Source organism: Flavobacterium riviphilum (assembly GCF_055231795.1).
Window position 1 is genome coordinate 208,293 of sequence record NZ_JBUYSY010000001.1, and the last position, 16,965, is coordinate 225,257.

Annotated in this window: 18 protein-coding genes; 8 read left to right on the forward strand and 10 right to left on the reverse strand. The window is 34.4% G+C overall.

Features of this window, described 5'->3' with window-relative positions:
- Positions 1–62 precede the first annotated feature (62 nt).
- Positions 63–824, forward strand: coding sequence for a 30S ribosomal protein S2 (rpsB, locus tag ACZIX2_RS00940; RefSeq protein WP_463338196.1), 762 nt, complete (start codon positions 63–65; stop codon positions 822–824).
- Positions 825–953: 129 nt separating this feature from the next.
- Positions 954–1,778: a translation elongation factor Ts gene (gene tsf, locus ACZIX2_RS00945; protein WP_463338197.1), complete on the forward strand. Its 825-nt coding sequence runs from the start codon at positions 954–956 to the stop codon at positions 1,776–1,778.
- A gap of 70 nt (positions 1,779–1,848) precedes the next feature.
- On the opposite strand, the gene ACZIX2_RS00950 is transcribed toward tsf, so the two are convergent.
- Positions 1,849–3,090, reverse strand: a complete 1,242-nt coding sequence (locus ACZIX2_RS00950; RefSeq protein WP_463338198.1) for an MFS transporter — start codon at positions 3,088–3,090, stop codon at positions 1,849–1,851.
- 206 nt (positions 3,091–3,296) lie between these two features.
- Here ACZIX2_RS00950 and ACZIX2_RS00955 point away from each other — a divergent pair, with 206 nt between their 5' ends.
- From ACZIX2_RS00955 to ACZIX2_RS00970, 4 genes are all read left to right on the forward strand, one after another.
- Positions 3,297–4,355 carry a Ppx/GppA phosphatase family protein gene (locus ACZIX2_RS00955; RefSeq protein WP_463338199.1) on the forward strand — a complete coding sequence of 353 codons (1,059 nt, stop codon included), beginning with the start codon at positions 3,297–3,299 and terminating at the stop codon, positions 4,353–4,355.
- A 118-nt stretch (positions 4,356–4,473) separates the two neighbouring features.
- Complete coding sequence (locus ACZIX2_RS00960) at positions 4,474–5,130, forward strand: queuosine precursor transporter (RefSeq protein WP_463338200.1); 657 nt, start codon at positions 4,474–4,476, stop codon at positions 5,128–5,130.
- Positions 5,131–5,245: 115 nt separating this feature from the next.
- Positions 5,246–5,803, forward strand: a complete 558-nt coding sequence (locus ACZIX2_RS00965; RefSeq protein WP_463338201.1) for a hypothetical protein — start codon at positions 5,246–5,248, stop codon at positions 5,801–5,803.
- Positions 5,803–6,369: a DNA-3-methyladenine glycosylase I gene (locus tag ACZIX2_RS00970; RefSeq protein ID WP_463338202.1), complete on the forward strand. Its 567-nt coding sequence runs from the start codon at positions 5,803–5,805 to the stop codon at positions 6,367–6,369. Before ACZIX2_RS00965 ends, ACZIX2_RS00970 begins: the two co-directional genes overlap by 1 nt.
- Positions 6,370–6,378: 9 nt before the next feature.
- On the opposite strand, the gene aat is transcribed toward ACZIX2_RS00970, so the two are convergent.
- The 3 genes from aat to ACZIX2_RS00985 all read right to left on the reverse strand — a co-directional run bounded on the left by aat (position 6,379) and on the right by ACZIX2_RS00985 (position 8,404).
- The gene (gene aat, locus ACZIX2_RS00975; protein WP_463338203.1) at positions 6,379–7,014 is read right to left on the reverse strand and encodes a leucyl/phenylalanyl-tRNA--protein transferase; all 636 of its coding nucleotides are present in this window, start codon (positions 7,012–7,014) and stop codon (positions 6,379–6,381) included.
- Between the two features lie 107 nt (positions 7,015–7,121).
- Positions 7,122–7,502: a DUF3127 domain-containing protein gene (locus tag ACZIX2_RS00980; protein ID WP_463338204.1), complete on the reverse strand. Its 381-nt coding sequence runs from the start codon at positions 7,500–7,502 to the stop codon at positions 7,122–7,124.
- Between the two features lie 23 nt (positions 7,503–7,525).
- Positions 7,526–8,404: a flavin reductase family protein gene (locus ACZIX2_RS00985; protein ID WP_463338205.1), complete on the reverse strand. Its 879-nt coding sequence runs from the start codon at positions 8,402–8,404 to the stop codon at positions 7,526–7,528.
- Positions 8,405–8,561: 157 nt separating this feature from the next.
- On the opposite strand from ACZIX2_RS00985, the gene ACZIX2_RS00990 reads away from it, so the two are divergent.
- On the forward strand, positions 8,562–9,713 hold the full coding sequence (locus ACZIX2_RS00990) for a sensor histidine kinase (RefSeq protein WP_463338206.1): 1,152 nt from the start codon (positions 8,562–8,564) through the stop codon (positions 9,711–9,713).
- Positions 9,714–9,783: 70 nt separating this feature from the next.
- Here ACZIX2_RS00990 and ACZIX2_RS00995 read toward each other — a convergent pair whose 3' ends face one another.
- The gene (locus tag ACZIX2_RS00995) at positions 9,784–10,173 is read right to left on the reverse strand and encodes an HIT family protein (RefSeq protein ID WP_463338207.1); all 390 of its coding nucleotides are present in this window, start codon (positions 10,171–10,173) and stop codon (positions 9,784–9,786) included.
- Positions 10,174–10,181: 8 nt separating this feature from the next.
- Positions 10,182–10,658, reverse strand: coding sequence for a transcription elongation factor GreA (gene greA, locus ACZIX2_RS01000; protein WP_463338208.1), 477 nt, complete (start codon positions 10,656–10,658; stop codon positions 10,182–10,184).
- Positions 10,659–10,903: 245 nt separating this feature from the next.
- On the opposite strand from greA, the gene ACZIX2_RS01005 reads away from it, so the two are divergent.
- Positions 10,904–11,317 carry a Rieske (2Fe-2S) protein gene (locus ACZIX2_RS01005; RefSeq protein ID WP_463338209.1) on the forward strand — a complete coding sequence of 138 codons (414 nt, stop codon included), beginning with the start codon at positions 10,904–10,906 and terminating at the stop codon, positions 11,315–11,317.
- Positions 11,318–11,426: 109 nt separating this feature from the next.
- On the opposite strand, the gene ACZIX2_RS01010 is transcribed toward ACZIX2_RS01005, so the two are convergent.
- The 4 genes from ACZIX2_RS01010 to pnuC all read right to left on the reverse strand — a co-directional run bounded on the left by ACZIX2_RS01010 (position 11,427) and on the right by pnuC (position 16,953).
- The gene (locus ACZIX2_RS01010) at positions 11,427–13,589 is read right to left on the reverse strand and encodes a TonB-dependent receptor (protein ID WP_463338210.1); all 2,163 of its coding nucleotides are present in this window, start codon (positions 13,587–13,589) and stop codon (positions 11,427–11,429) included.
- 243 nt (positions 13,590–13,832) lie between these two features.
- Complete coding sequence (arfB, locus tag ACZIX2_RS01015; RefSeq protein ID WP_463338211.1) at positions 13,833–14,234, reverse strand: alternative ribosome rescue aminoacyl-tRNA hydrolase ArfB; 402 nt, start codon at positions 14,232–14,234, stop codon at positions 13,833–13,835.
- Positions 14,234–16,369, reverse strand: a complete 2,136-nt coding sequence (locus ACZIX2_RS01020) for a DUF4301 family protein (RefSeq protein WP_463338212.1) — start codon at positions 16,367–16,369, stop codon at positions 14,234–14,236. Before ACZIX2_RS01020 ends, arfB begins: the two co-directional genes overlap by 1 nt.
- Complete coding sequence (gene pnuC / locus ACZIX2_RS01025) at positions 16,321–16,953, reverse strand: nicotinamide riboside transporter PnuC (RefSeq protein WP_463338213.1); 633 nt, start codon at positions 16,951–16,953, stop codon at positions 16,321–16,323. Before pnuC ends, ACZIX2_RS01020 begins: the two co-directional genes overlap by 49 nt.
- Positions 16,954–16,965 lie beyond the last annotated feature (12 nt).

A 16,965-nucleotide genomic window follows, 5' to 3' on the forward strand; every position in this document is an offset into this window, starting at 1 on the left:
GTAGCCGATTTTTTCGCCATTCGTACATTGCTATAATCAACAGAACGTAAACTAGTACAAAAATGTCAAACAAAGTAGAAGTAAAAGAATTACTAGAAGCAGGTGTTCATTTCGGACACATGACTAGAAAATGGGATCCAAACATGGCTCCTTACATTTATATGGAGCGTAATGGTATCCACATTATCAATCTATATAAAACTGCAGCAAAAATTGAAGAAGCTAACGAAGCTTTGAAAAAAATCGCTGCATCTGGTAGAAAAATATTATTTGTTGCTACCAAAAAACAAGCTAAAGACATCGTAGCTGAAAAAGCAAAAGCTGCAAACATGCCTTATATCACTGAAAGATGGCCTGGTGGAATGTTAACAAACTTTGTTACTATCCGTAAAGCTGTTAAAAAAATGTCTTCTATCGACAAAATGAAAAAAGACGGAACTTTTAACACCCTTTCTAAAAAAGAGCGTTTGCAAGTGGATCGTCTTAGAGCTAAATTGGAGAAAAACTTAGGTTCAATCGCAGATATGTCAAGACTACCTGCAGCATTGTTCGTAGTAGACATCAAAGCGGAACACATCGCAATAAAAGAAGCTCAAAAATTAAACATTCCAGTTTTTGCAATGGTAGATACCAACTCTGATCCACGTGAAGTTGATTACGTTATCCCTGCAAATGATGATGCTTCTAAATCAATTGACAAAATTTTATCTTTAGTAACTACTGCTGTAATCGAAGGCCTTTCTGATAGAGGTGCTGAGAAAGAAGCGGAAGCTGCTCCTGCTACCGAAGAAGTAGCTCCTGAAGCTCCAGCAACTGAAGAATAATAAATCAAATTTAAATTCCAAAACTTGAATTCCAAAATCCAAAATCAGAAAATTAACCTTCTGATAAAGTTGGAATTTGGGATTTAAGGATTGGAATTTTTACTTTTAAACATTTAAATACAATATATTATGGCAACAATTACTGCTGCAGACGTAAATAAATTAAGAACAATCACTGGTGCAGGTATGATGGACTGCAAAAAAGCCTTGGTTGAAGCAGAAGGAGATTTTGATTTAGCAATCGAAAACTTACGTAAAAAAGGACAAAAAGTAGCGGCTAACCGTTCTGATAGAGAATCTACAGAAGGAGCAGTTATCGCTGCTGTAAACGCTGACAAAACTGCAGGTGTTGTAGTTTCTTTGAACTGTGAAACTGACTTCGTTGGTAAAAACGAATCTTTCGTAAAATTAGCTCAAGATTTAGCTGCTTTAGGATTGAACTTCAACACTAAAGAAGAATTATTGGCTGCTGATTACAACGGAATCACTGTTGCTGAAAAATTAATCGAGCAAACAGGTGTAATTGGAGAGAAAATCGAGATCGGTGCTTTCGAAAGATTAGAAGGAGCTTTTATCGGTTCTTACATCCACGCTGGTAACAAAATCGCTACATTGACTGCTTTATCAAAAAACATCGAAGGAGCTGAAGAAGTAGCTAAAAACATTTCTATGCAAGCTGCAGCTATGGCACCAATCGCACTTAACGAAGAAGGTGTTGATGCTGAAACTATCGCTAAAGAAATTGAAATCGCTAAAGACGTATTACGTCAAGAAGGTAAACCAGAAGCTATGTTAGACAACATCGCTAAAGGTAAATTAGCTCGTTTCTTTAAAGATAATACTTTAGTAAACCAAGATTACATCAAAGATAGCAAACTAAGTGTTGCTGCTTATGCTAAAACTTTAGATAAAGATTTAGTAATTACAGGTTTCAAAAGAGCTGCTTTAGGATAATCAATAATCCAAGAGAAATAAAAAAAAGTCCCAATTTATATAAATTGGGACTTTTTTATTGGTCAAAACTTTATTTTCTATCTTGAGATTCTACTCGGATCATCGTTGTTTTTTCTAATTCTTCTTTTTCCACTAAGGCGAAGAGTTTAAAAACCAAGACCGATCCAATAACACCAAGTGTTGCCATAAAAAGCCAGTTGGTCTCATAACCAGAATAATGAATAATCTCCATACCTGTTTTAGCACTCAAAATATGAGCAAAACTATAACTCATCGTAAAAGCTGCCATATATCTTCCTTCTTGTTGTTCATAGGAACGCTCCATGGCAAAAGAATTAGCAAAAGGAAAAGTCATCATCACTCCACAGGTCATAAATAACATCATTGGAATCAACATCCCTTCTGAAGGATACAAGAGAAACAAAAAACTTACCGTCATACACATCAAACCAATAAATATTACTCGGTGATTGTTGATTTTGTTTCGAGTTACATAGTTTACAATAGGCAATTCAAACAACAATATCAACAACCCATTCAAACTCAACAACAAACCACTATCAAATTCAGACATATTAAATTGTTCTTTGTGGTACAGAGGCAAAGTTGTGAAAATTTGAAAAAACAAAATTCCAGTAATCAAACAGATGATTAAATGCAACATAAACGGTTTGTCATTTCTCAAGCGAACACTTTTAGTAGCTTGCTCCTCGGCTCTAACTTTTAGTGGTAATTGTTTCTCTTTCACAAAAAACACAAACACTAAAATAGCCAATATACAAGTTATCCCATCAGCATAAAAGATATACTCATACCCAGATTGCATGATGATTAATCCCCCTAGAACTGGACCAAAAAGAAATCCTAAATTAACAGCCGCACGTGTCAAGGAATACGCTCTAGCACGATTTTCTTGACTTGTAAAAGTCTTTAAACAAACCAACATAGCGGGTCTAAACATATCAGCAATAGTAGTGAGTAATAAAATCCCAACACACAATTCTTCAAAAGTTCGAGCATTATGCAACAAAATAAATATCACACCACTTACAAACAAGCTAAACACCATTACTTTGTAAAAGCCAATTTTATCCGATAACTTACCACTTAACCAAGTACCAAGTATAGAACCAATTCCGAAAAAAACCATTACCCACCCAATTTGGCTATAACTAAAATAAAGGGTTTCTTTCATGTACTTTGACAGAAACGGAATCACCATTGTACCCGCTCTATTAATAAATGTAATTAAAGTCAAAATCCAAACTTCTCTTGGAAAATCTCTAAAATTGTTAAGGTATTTTTTTATCATAATTCTTAGTTTTGGGGCTATAAAATCAGTTTTAATAAAAGCAAAAATAAATTATTTTTTAACCTAGACAACAATTCTGTGTTAAAAACTACAAAATATGTCTTAATTAAATCTGAAAAAATTACAAAATAAAAATTAATTAAATATGTGTTGAATTTGAAATTTTAATTTAGATTTGCAACATAACCTCAAATCAAACACAGACTATGAAAGGAAAAATATTATTTATTGCCACTTTATTGCTGTTTTCCTATTCTACTTATGCACAACTTTACGGAGGCATTGAAATTGGAAGCAAGGGTGTAAAAATGACCGTACTTGAAGTTGAAAACCTTAAAAAGAACAATTACGACGTAAAAGAGTTTTGGACAGAAAATGTAGGAATTGCTACGGGTATATCCATCGACGGTACACTTTTTCAGGAAGACATTGATAGAGCAGTTGCTGTTGTATTAGCCAATTACAACAAAATGCTTACGGAATACAAAATTGAAGACAAAAATATTTTTATTGTAGCTTCTTCAGGGGTAGGATTAGCCTCAAATACTAATGTTTTAACCGACAAGATAAAAGCTCTTACAAAGAAAAATACCGAAGTAATTTCTTCTTCTATTGAAGCCAAATTATTGCTAAAAGGCTGTATTCCTCCAAAAAATTACATGAACTCTGTTATTGTGGATATCGGAGGAGGAAATAGCAAAGGAGGTTTTGCCAAAGAAATTAATAGCGCAGGTGTATTTTTTCCAATTTCAGCAGATATCGGGACTGTAACTTTAACGGAATTAATCAATAAAAAATGTAAACAAAAAACTGTTTTTGAATTCAACGAACAAATGTTTGAGTATTTACCAACTTTGAGAGAGTCATTCAAAAAAATGTACCTAAACCGACCTGAATCTCAACAAAAAAACAATGTTTACATCTCTGGTGGTGCTGCTTGGGCTTTTTATACCTTACTTACAGGTCAAAAAGCAGAAGAAAACTTTACCCAAGTTACCTATGATGATATTTTGTCTCTAAAAGCTATAGCTGAAAACAATTACCAACGTTTTGTTATCGATGCTGAGACTAACGAAGAGAAGAAAAAAGTATTAAAAACCTACCAACAAAAAAATCTAATTGCTGCTTTTAACCTTTTAGAAACTTGTTTAGAAGTAATTCCAGACATGAAAAGCAAAAAAATATATTTTGCCAAACAAGGACAAATAGCCTGGTTAGTAAGTTATGTATTTGATAACGCCAGAGGTATCAAACAAATCTATTAATAACATCAACATCAATTCAAAAATCCCAAACTTTAGAGTTTGGGATTTTTCTTTTATAAAAAACCGACGACTTTTAATAAAAGTTAAAATAAATAGTACATTTGATAAAATCAAAATCATGTTTAAAACACGCAAAGAATTTGTATTTGTAATCTTGGCTGGCATATTTATTGCTAATGCAATTACCGCAGAATTAATCGGGGGAAAATTAATTCAAATTGGACCATTTGTAATGAGTATTGGGATATTACCTTGGCCCATTGTTTTTTTAACAACCGATTTAATCAATGAGTATTTTGGTGAAAAAGGAGTTAGAAAGCTGTCCTTCATTACGGCATGTTTGATTGCCTATTCCTTTTTGATTTTATTACTAGCCATAAGTATTCCTGCTGCTAAAGGGATTAGTCCTGTTAATGATGAGCAATTCCAAGCCGTTTTTGGGCAAAGCATGTGGATCATTGTTGGCAGCATCATTGCCTTTTTGGCTTCACAATTAATTGATGTGACAGTTTTCTGGTTTTTCAAAAAAAGAACCGGGAATTCCAAAATTTGGTTAAGAGCAACGGGGTCAACTTTGATTTCGCAACTTTTCGATTCTTTTATAGTATTGGGCATTGCGTTTTGGTTACCTGGCAAAATCAATTTTGAAACCTTTTTAAGTTCGGCCCTAACAGGTTATACTTTTAAACTTTCAATCGCAATCTTATTGACACCATTAATTTATGCCGGTCACTATTCAATTAAAAAGTTTTTGTCAAAAGAATTAGAACTTTAATTAAGATTTGTTTTATTAGATATTCAGCATGATTCGTTTCAGTACACTTCCAATTTTTTTTCTCCTTTTTATGCTTTTTAGTTGCAATAAAAATGACCCGAAAGAAAACGAGATTTTGAATTCAATCTCGGATCAACCTAAAGAAAACAATCAAAATACGACTGAAAAAAAATCGGTTCCATCCACTAGTTCTGCAAAAAAAATTCTCACACCCCCCACAAAAAGCCATACTAAATCACCTTCGATTACTACAAACAAAACTTCTGAAGCAAAACTAGAAGAAAAAGAAAGCTTATTAGCATCTAAAGCCATCAAAACACCGGTAATAGAATTATTGAAAAATGGTCAAATTGGAAAAACCTACACCAAAGAGGAATTAAAAAAGGAATTTCATTTTACCGATGAATCTTTGAAATTAATCAAAAGTCTAACCTTAAAAAACAATACGACCTTAGATTTTAAATGGAAATCCACTTGGTTTGTAGAGTCGGTTTCTGATGCAAAGTTTAAAAATGGGCCTATGACTTTTAATTTTCATCCGCGACAAATTTCGATAAAAGGTGGGGCCATCGGTATTAAATACAAGAAAAAAGTATATACCGATTTACTAATAAAAAACGGCAAAATATATATCCCTTCTGTTAAAGGATTCTATTGGGAAGTACGGAAATAATGGAAAAAGAACTCACACGATGCCATTGGTGTAACTCCAGCGAATTATACCAAAAATACCATGATCACGAATGGGGAAAACCTGTTTATGATGATGCTACTCTATTTGAATTTTTACTTTTGGAAACCTTCCAAGCAGGTCTAAGCTGGATTACGATCTTAAACAAAAGAGACAATTTCCGTAAGGCATTTGATGCTTTTGATTATAAAAAAATCGCCCAATATTCTGATGATAAAATTCAAGAATTATTACAAGATGCAGGTATCATTCGCAACAAGCTCAAAGTGTATTCGGCGGTAACCAACGCACAAAATTTCATTAAAATCCAAGAAGAATTTGGAAGTTTCTCTACTTACATTTGGGCTTTTGTAGACCATAAACCTATAGACAATTTCCCTAAAACCTTGAAAGACGTTCCAGCTACTTCACCAATTTCGGATGCGATAAGTAAAGATTTAAAAAAGCGAGGATTTAAGTTTGTGGGTTCTACAGTTATCTATGCCCATATGCAAGCTACAGGCATGGTGAACGATCATATTGAAGATTGTTGGACCCGAAAAGTTTAAAATACAGTTTTACAACTTCAATATCTTCATAAAATCATCACGCTCAATTTCTACACAACCCAAACTGGCTAAATGGTCGTTGTAGACTTGACAATCTAAAAGACGATACTTATTACTTTTTAATTGATTAACCAAAGCAATAAAAGCCACTTTAGAAGCATTGGAAACCAAAGAAAACATACTTTCTCCACAAAAAACATGGCCTAAATCTACACCATACAATCCTCCTACCAATTGATTGTCTTGCCAGACCTCAACCGATTTTGCTAAGCCTAATTCGTGCAATTTACAGTAGGCCTCAATCATATCATTTGTAATCCAAGTCCCTGTTTGTCCATCGCGTTTTACTTGTTGGCAATAGGAAATAACCGCTCTAAAATTTTGATTGAAGGTGACTTTAAAAATATTCCGATTCAAAATGTTTCGCATACTTTTGGAAACCACTAAATCATCCAAAAACAGCACCATTCTAGGATTGGGCGACCACCAAATAATGGGTTGATCCTTTTCGAACCATGGAAAAATTCCACTTGAATACGCCAATTGCAAACGCTCTGGTGATAAATCGCCTCCAATAGCCAAAATTCCATCGGCTGTTGCCTCAGAAACAGGAGGGAAAACTAAGTTTTCAGATAAATGATACATCTTCTTTCGTGCAACAATTTAATTTTAACTATCATCAAAAAAAAATCCAAATCCCAACTAACCATAAGGCTTTGGGATTTGGAATTTCGAATTTGAAATTTAATTTTTTAGAAAGGCAAATCGTCTGCTTCTTCTTCTTTAAAGTTGGTCGCAGGCGCAAAAGTTTCAGCCGCAGGAATTGGAGGCGTTTGAACAGGAGCTTGAGGAGCTGCCGCTACTTGTTTCTCAATTCTCCATCCTTGAATACTATTGAAATATCTGGTTTCACCTTGAGGATTTACCCATTCTCTTCCTCTGATATTAATGGAAATTTTCACAGGCTCCCCAACAGTATAGTTGTTTAACAAATCACATTTGTCTTGAGTAAATTCAACTAAAATGTGCTGAGGGTATTGCTCATCTGTTGTTACAACTACTTCTCTTTTTTTGAATGAAGCACTCACTTGTTGCTCAGCATTGATTACTCTGATTTTTCCTAAAATTTCCATCTATATATAATTATTTGTTTTACTTATTTTAATTCGGCCAACAAAACTTTCCAAGCCGCTATCGGATCCTTCTTCGCAATGTATTTCTTGGCTTCCAGAAAAATTTTCTCCTGATTATCAGCACTTAAAATCGCTTTAATCGAGAAGTTCTCTTTTACAAATATAGCAACTTCTTCTTTAGTAGGCAATACTTGAACATTTCCTAAAACCCCTAAATCATTACCTGTAAACAAATGACTTTGCTTAATAAAATCAGGAATTGCATCAACTCCAATACCTAAAGTTGTTAAAGGTTTTTCTACTTCAAAAAGTCCCAAATTGGCTCTTGAATACCAATTCCCACCCAATCGAGAAACCAAATCGATTTTGAATTGATCTATCGCACCCGATGCATCCAAAATATTTTCTGAAATGTGCATTTTCACTACTTCACATACCACTAAATTTCCAGCTCCTCCTTGATCTCCCAAAGGAATAATTTGATTCACCTTACATTCAAACTGTACCGGAGCTTCTTTTACACGATAAGGTTTTACTAGATCTGATGCTAATGGAGTAAATCCTGATTTCACAAACTCATCAACACCTTCAGGATATTCGGTACTGGCCAATGAAGTTTGCTCCACCATATCAAAATTAACTACATTGATTACCACCTCACTGATAGCCACTACGTTATCCAAGGTGTGTTTTGTGGTATTATCTCGCACTCTTCGTGCTGGCGAAAACACCAATATAGGCGGATTGGCACTAAACACATTAAAAAAGCTAAATGGCGATACATTGTGTTGCCCTTTGCTATTGATAGTACTTGCTAAGGCGATAGGTCTTGGTCCTACGGAACTTTGTAGATAGCCTTGCATTTGAACAGTGGTGATCTCTTTGGGGTCAATAGTAATCATAGTACAATTTTAAAAAAACATTTTACAAATGTAATCAAAACAAAAGCAATTAAAAGAGTAAACCAGTTCATCGCGCTCTTTTTAAACTTAATTAGATTCATATAAATTGAAACAAAGCAACAATAATTTCCCTATATTTAACCATAAATTTCAACCTATGCATTTTTCCAAACAAAGGAGTTACACACAATGGATCATACTTTTTTTTTCGTTTTGGATAGTTGTTTTGATCCTATGGAACACGTATACTTTTTTTCAAATCTTCAAAAATGAAGAACGATTGAAAATGACCTTTTGGGCTAATGCACAAAAAACACTCATCAACGCAGATGAAAACACTGATGTTGACCTTCCGCTTTTAATATTTAGCAACAACCATTCAATCCCAATTATTCTGACGGAAAACGACAGCATTATTAACACTGCAAATATTGACACTGCAATCGTTAATGATCCCGAACAATCGCAAAAGTATTTACTGCAATTAAAAAAAGAAAACGACCCCATAGTTATTTCCTATGCCCCCGGAAAATCGCAAAAATTATACTACGGAAATTCATCGCTCTTAAACCAACTAAAGTATTTCCCAATAGCTTTACTATTGATTATTGTTTTATTTGCCGCATTGGTTTTCAATTACTTCAAAAGTTCAAAAATTGCTACTCAAAACAAATTGTGGGCCGGAATGGCCAAAGAAACAGCCCATCAAATAGGCACTCCCTTATCTTCATTAATCGGTTGGGTGGAGCTTTTAAAAACAGAAGAAACTGCCGAAAGTATTACAAGAGAAATTGAAAAAGATATTGAACGATTACAAACCATTACCGATCGTTTTTCAAAAATTGGTTCCAAACCCAAATTGGAACAGAAAGATATCGTTGCAGAAACATTGCTTTCATATGATTATCTTCAATCCAGATTTTCCAAACAAATTGAATTTTCGCACACTACACCCATACATGCAATTTGGGTAGAACTCAATCCTACCTTACATAGCTGGACCATTGAGAACATCGTTAAAAACGCCATAGATGCGATGAAAGGAAAAGGGAAACTGCATTTGGAAATCCTAGAAACTACCAACACCGTAACTCTTTTAGTAACAGATACTGGTAGTGGTATCCCAAAAAATAAATTTAAAAAAATATTTGAACCTGGTTTTACCACTAAAAAAAGAGGCTGGGGATTGGGCTTATCCTTAACCAAACGTATTGTCAAAGAATACCACAAAGGACAAATCAAAGTATTACAATCTGAGCTTGGAAAAGGCACAACTTTAGAGTTAATCTTTAAAAAAACATTAGTATAGAATCGAAATGAAACAAAAAAAGGTAGCAACTCAAAAATTGCTACCTCTTAAATCATTTGCATTAGGAATTTTACAAAAACTGTTGAATTCTAATCGTTAGATCTTCAAACTCAGCTTTGGACAAACTCACTTTATTTTGAAAACGCATTTCATTCATTTCGTTTATGGGAATCAAATGAACATGAGCATGAGGCACTTCAAGACCAATTACTGCCATCCCTACTCGTTCGCAAGGCACCGCTTTTTCTAGTGCTGCAGCTACTTTTTTTGAGAAACGCATTAAGCCCAAATACAATTCCTCATCCATATCAAAAAGCTTATCAATTTCTTGTTTTGGAATACAAAGCGTATGCCCTATTGCATTTGGATTAATATCCAAAAAAGCAAAAAACTGCTCGTCTTCAGCTATTTTATAACAAGGAATTTCCCCTTTAATTATTTTGGTAAAAATACTGCTCATCGCTCTATTTAATCACGGGTAATTTCAAGAATTTCAAATTTCAAAACACCATTAGGCACTGTTATTTCTGCTACTTCGCCCACTTTTTTTCCTAATAATCCTTTTCCAATAGGCGATGTTACCGAAATTTTGCCTGATTTCAAATCTGCTTCACTTTCGGCTACCAAGGTATATTTCATTTCCATGCCATTTCCTTGATTTTTAATTTTCACATTAGAATGCACCAAAGCTTTAGACAAATCCAATTGCGTTTCATCAATCAAACGAGCATTAGCATAAACTTCTTCGAGTTTTGCTATACGCATTTCTAATAACCCTTGGGCTTCTTTGGCAGCATCATATTCGGCATTTTCAGACAAATCGCCTTTATCTCTGGCATCAGCAATGTCCTGAGAGGCTTTAGGACGCATTACTCCCTTTAAATAATCCAATTCGTCTTTTAATTTTTTCAACCCTTCTGCTGTATAATACGATACTTTACTCATAATTGTTTAGCATTAATTGTTACATCTATTTTGTTTCTTTTCATGAAATCAACCGTTAATAAGATTGATTATCCAACATAAAACAGAACATTCACTACCTATTTATAAATAGAAAAAATCCCATCGGGACGGGATTTCTAATGGCAAATATAGCATATTTTTTTAAGGAAAAATTAAATGTTAACATTTACTTAGACAATCTTAATTAATTTTAAATTTGTTATTGTCATTAATAAAAAACACACATGATCCAAAAACTCTTATCCCTATTTGCCATCGTATTTTTTGTCAGCTGTAGTGAAAATGAAAGAACCTCTAAAAACCCATTTTTACCCAATTATCCCGTTGCAATAGATATCAATACAAGCCTACCAGCTTATTCCAATTTAAAATTTCCAAGTAATGCCATTTATTATCCCGGGGCTGGAATCCGCGGTGTAATTGTTTTTAACACGGGAAGCGGCTACAATGCGTTCGATGCTGCTTGTCCTAATCAAGCCTTGAGCAATTGCTCCACTATGACCATCAAAGGAATCAATGCCGTTTGTGCCTGCGATACTAAAGAATACAGTTTGTTCACCGGTTTAAGCGACCTACAATATCCGATGAAGCAATACCGTGTAGAGGTTATTGGAAATGTGATTAGAGTATATAATTAAGATTTGGGCGCGTGCTTAAAACATCTCATACTCTTCATACTCTTTGGACAAAAAAAATCCAGTGCCGTTACAACACTGGATTTCAAAAAAACTTAAATTAAAAAAAACGCTAAAATTTCAAGTTCAATCCGGCTAAGAAATTAATCCCAGCTTGAGGATAATAATAAGGATACACATCCCACATATAGCCATTGGATACATATTTCTTATCTAAAATATTATTCACCAAACCAGTTAACACAATTTCTTTAAAAATTGTTTTGGGCTTAAAAGTATAGCTAACATTAAAATCGTTTACAAAGTAATCTGCTAATTTTGCGGCAGGCAACTCAATATTGTTCATGTATTGCGCTCCAACATATTTTTGCAATAAAGACAAATGCAAGGCTTTTATAGGCGAATACACAATAACGTTACCCACAATAACAGAAGGAGAATAAGCAATATCCGTTGTTCCGTAAGAAGTTCCTGTAACATTCAAATCCACATTTTTGTTGGCACTCAAAGTAAAGTTAGGTCTTACGATCCATTGTTCGGATAAAGCAATTGTAGCGTCAACCTCTAACCCCAAACGGTAACTTTTGTCGCTGTTTGAACGAATAGGAGCCCCTACATCATCCAATTTTCCAGTTAAAATCAACTGGTCTTTGTAGGCCATATAATATACGTTGGTGTTCAACTGAATGTTCTCCGTATTTAATCGCCAACCCAACTCAAAATCATTTAATTTTTCGGGTTTAGGATTACCATTTTCATAATCGGTACGGTTAGGTTCGCGGTTGGCTCTTGCATACGAAAAATACAAAGTATTCCCCTCATTAATAGTATAATTTAAACCCGCTTTAGGATTAAAAAAACGAAAAGTATCGTTTACCAAACCCGTCTCAGGGCTATCCGCTTTGTAGTGTACATTTCGGTACTGCAAATCACCATACAAACTCAACTTTTCCGTTAGTTGATAATTCGCTTTAGCAAAAAAGTTACCGTCAGTTTTTGTAGCAAAATCTTCATAATAACGGTCGCCCAATTCACTTTGAGAGGCATAACGCGCCCAAATCACTTTTCCAAAATGAGCGCCTTCGTATTTATTATACCCTCCGCCCAAAATTAATTGCAACGCATCGGTGGTATAATTAGCAGAAAAAGTGGTACCATAGAAATCATTATCCAACCATTTTTGGCGTACCAAATCGGTTCTATTAATGGTGATTCCATTGATAACAATTGGGGTCAAACCATAACTAGAAAACTTAGCGTCTTCTTTATAATTTTCGTAATAGCCTCTGCCTTTGGTGTAATGCAAAGCTACGTTCGAACTCCAATTATCCGACCATCTTTCATTCCAATGCAATTGAGAATGGTCTTGTTGGTAATTATCGGTTTCGTTATCATAGAAGCGAGTATTCCCAGCTTCATCAGTATACATTCCTGCCGAATTGAAAGTGCGATTACTGTTTAAGGTTTCGCCATCAATTCCATTCCAAGATTGGTAGGTTCTTTCTTTTCCTCCAAAAACTAAGGCTTTAATTAAGGTTGTTTTACCCACGTAAGTCCCTTGCAGAAAATACGATTTTAGATCTGTACTTGCCCGATCTACGTAACCATCAGAATTCAACACAGACAATCGTCCTGCCAATTCAAAATGATCATTCAATAGTCCGGTACTAAATTTAACCGTATTTTTAAAGGTATTAAAACTCCCTGCAGAGCTGGAAATTTCGCCATTAGCGGTAGTTGCATACGAATCAGTAAGCATATTCAAACTCGCTCCAAAAGCGCCTGCACCATTGGTAGAAGTCCCTACTCCGCGTTGCAATTGAATGCTCTCTACCGATGAAGCAAAATCAGGCATATTCACCCAATAAGTACCATGACTTTCAGAATCGTTGTAAGGAATTCCGTTGATGGTCACATTGACACGTGTGGCATCGCTACCACGCACTCTGATTCCGGTGTACCCAATTCCGTTTCCAGCGTCAGAAGTGGTCACCACAGAGGGCATATAGTTCATCAAAATAGGAATATCTTGACCTAAATTGCGAAATCGAATCTCTTTTTGCGTCAAATTGCTAAAAGAAACCGGAGTTTTAGAAGTTACCCGCACTGCCGATACCAAAACATCATCTAATTGATTGACTTTGGTCGTGTCTTTTACTTGAGCAAAAGTGATACTAGAACATAGAAAAAAGAGCATAGAAAAAAGACGTAAAGGAGTTGTCTTTGTACTTTGTACTTTATACTTTGTACTTTTTGAATAAAATAAAGTGATCATCCGTAAATGGTTTACGAATAAAAGGGGGAATTATTCTTTTGTTATAATTAATAAATGGTTTGTTCTATGACAAGACAATAGCGTGCACTCTAGTATTTTGTCATTTTTTCCCTTGGCAGCATTACCCGCCCAGGTTCTTTGGGTATGATCTCAGCTCGTTATTTAGAGCACCCCTTTGAGACGGCGCAAATATATATCATTTGTTTGATGTTGCAAGTCTAAACTTCAAAGTTTTTCAAATTGCTAAAAATCAAGCTTTCGTCTTGATTGCTTGATCTCTGACAAATTCTTTTTTTCCTTAATTCTTTTTCGGATGGCCGATTTTGGAATTTTGGTAGCTTTTCTTTCTTTAGGAACGAACAATCCTTGTTCGAGTATAGCCAAAAAACGTTTGACAACCAATGCTTTATTTTTCAATTGACTCCGATCCTCATCGCAAGTCAAAATCAAAAGTTGTGCAGCAGTCAGTCTATGCGCTAATTTGTTTTCTAGCAATGATTTCTGCTCCTCAGTTAATGCTTGTGATTTTTTCAAATCAAATATCAACTGTACTTTTGAAGCCACTTTGTTTACATTTTGACCTCCTGCGCCACTGCTTCTAACCGCCTTGAATTGTAACTCTTGTATCAATTGTTGCTTATCCATTACAAGGTATTTTCCAATTGATGTGCAGGCTTCAGCAAATCATTTACATTTTTGACAGGATTGAAAGTAATCATTGGAACCTCAACAAAAATAGTGATCCAATTTGCCATTGCACCATTCCAAAGACCCGGTAACTCATACGATTTTATCAATTTTTCGCTAACAGTTCGCTCCAAAACAAATCCACTGCTTGGATCTACAAATTGAGTTAAATCAAATTTTTGATTTTTAAAATCTTTAATTCCACACACTAAATCAACCGGGTTAAAATGAGTGGCTTGTTCTAAAAACTGTTGTTGCATTTCATTATTTAAATCAATTTGAGAGGTTTCTACGATTTGCAACGACGTTATTCCCTCTTTATCAGTAACCCAAAATGGCCCACCTCCTGGTTCTCCTTCATTTTTTACCATGCCACAAACCCGAATGGGGCGATTTAAAATTCGATACAATTCCTCTACCTGATTTTCAAAAGTGAACTTAGAAAAGCCTTTTATTAGTTCAATATTAAGATTCTTTTTCGTAAAAGAAATTATTTTTTTTAGCTCGGTCTCGGTAACTTTTTGCTGTTCTATTTTTTCACAATAGTCAAAAATTTGTCTTTGTAATTTCAACAATTGTCCCGCAAGCGCTTTTTTATACAATGCCACTTCTTCATTATGATTCTGGATTACATTATCGATATTTTTCACAAATATGATATCAGCGTCGATGGTATTCAGATTTTCAATCAATGCACCATGACCTCCTGGTTTAAACAAGAGTTTTCCATTTTCATTTTTCACCCATTTATTATGAGAATCAACAGCAACTGTATCTGTTTTTCTACTTTGATATGTATAATCGACTCGCAAACTAGTTTGAGTGTCATTTTCGATTTGGGGTTTTATATCTTTTTCCAACTGCTCGAATAGCACTTGATGAGATTGTGTAATTGTAAAATGCAAGTAGCCTTTTTGTTTATTGCATGCATAGGATACGCATTCTTTTAAATGTTCTTCAAAAGGTGTTAGTACATAATCTACATAGGAATGAAAGGGCAATACCCCTTTTGGCTTATTTGAAAAATTGAAATATTCCGGACGCAACATATAAACAATAAAAAAGTATTGTTTGTAATCTGTACTTAGATTATCAAAAGCTATAATTTCATTGCGCAACCTGGAGTTGATTGTATTAAAAAATGGGAACTTATCCATTCCTAAAAGAAATAAAGAAAGTTCTAAGTCATTTTTACGATTAATATAAGCATTAACACTTTCGGTTGCTACATCGAAATCATTTAAAAATTCATTTAAAAATTTAAACATACGAGTGGCAGCACCTGAAGCTGGCACAAATTTTAAAATTTTTAAATCGCTTTTATTTTGATCATAATAGGTCGCATTTTGTTCAAATTCATTTTGTTCCATGGACCAAATACCGTCACCAACGATTGCTGGACGATCTATGTACGTTTTACTAATGCCATAGGTGTAAATTTCGTATTGTTTTTTTATGCGCTCCAAAGGAATACCATGTTCATAGATTTGCACAAAATCAAGTGAATTCAGACCAAGTTCTCTGGCTAATTGTAATTCATCTATAATCGAAATTGCCTTTTTTAATCGAGTTGCTACATCACCACTTAAAGTTATATAAGGCTTTTGATTGTCTATCAAAGCTTGTTGAAATACTGAAAAAACTGAATCCCTTCCTTCTGGGCTATCACGTAATCCGTCAGCTTCCCAAGGCACATCAATATCCGTTAAAAAATACAAATCGTAATGGTGTGAACGAGCCGCCGCATCCAAAAGTGGATCGCAATACTGATAGTACAATTCGGAAAAAACTTTAGTAACCATCAAATTCGTATCACAAAACAGATACTTATTGGCTACTGCGGATTTTTCTTTTTCTAAATTGGCTTGCCCGTAGGCGATAGGCAACATGTCAGAGAGTTCACAGATTCCTTTTCCACTATCTAATTTTTCTTGAAGATAGTCACGAGCAAATTCTGGAACCCAAGTCGTTTGATAATGTTCTGCTAATTGCTTTGCTAAAGTAGTTTTGCCAGTAGATTCGGGACCAAAAATAGCTATACGAACTATTTTTGTTGCTTTAGACTTGAGGATTTTTGTAAGTTTTTTTTCCATTCTAAATAACCATAAAAGGCAATAATAGTGAAGACAACATATTGTAATGAAGTAAAGGTATACCCTTTTGCAAAATAAAGTGGAATAGAAATACAATCTCCTATGATCCAAAATATCCAATTTTCGATTTTTCTCTTGGCCATTAACCACATGCCTACGAAAAAAATAGCCGTCAATAAAGTATCTAAATATGAATACCAAGTAGTAAATTTACCAAAATAAAGATAAACAAATACTACAAATACTATAGTACTTACAAAAATAAAAAGACCATAGATTTTATCTTTTTTTGATGTTAATGAAATTGGAAATTCTACTTCATCTCCTTTTTTGCGTGTCCAATGGTACCAACCGTAAAGACTCATCACAAAATAATACACGTTGATCATTGAATCGCCCAACAATTCCCATTGCCAAAGTAAATAGGCATATATGGAAGTGCTAACCAAACCCGAAGGGAATACCAAAATATTGTCTTTCTTAGCAAACCAAACACTAATCAAACCGAAAAAAATGGCAATTAACTCTAAACTAACCATTACAGTTGAATAGTCTTTATATTGAGCAAAAAAGTAATCGATCATTGTTTATTGTAT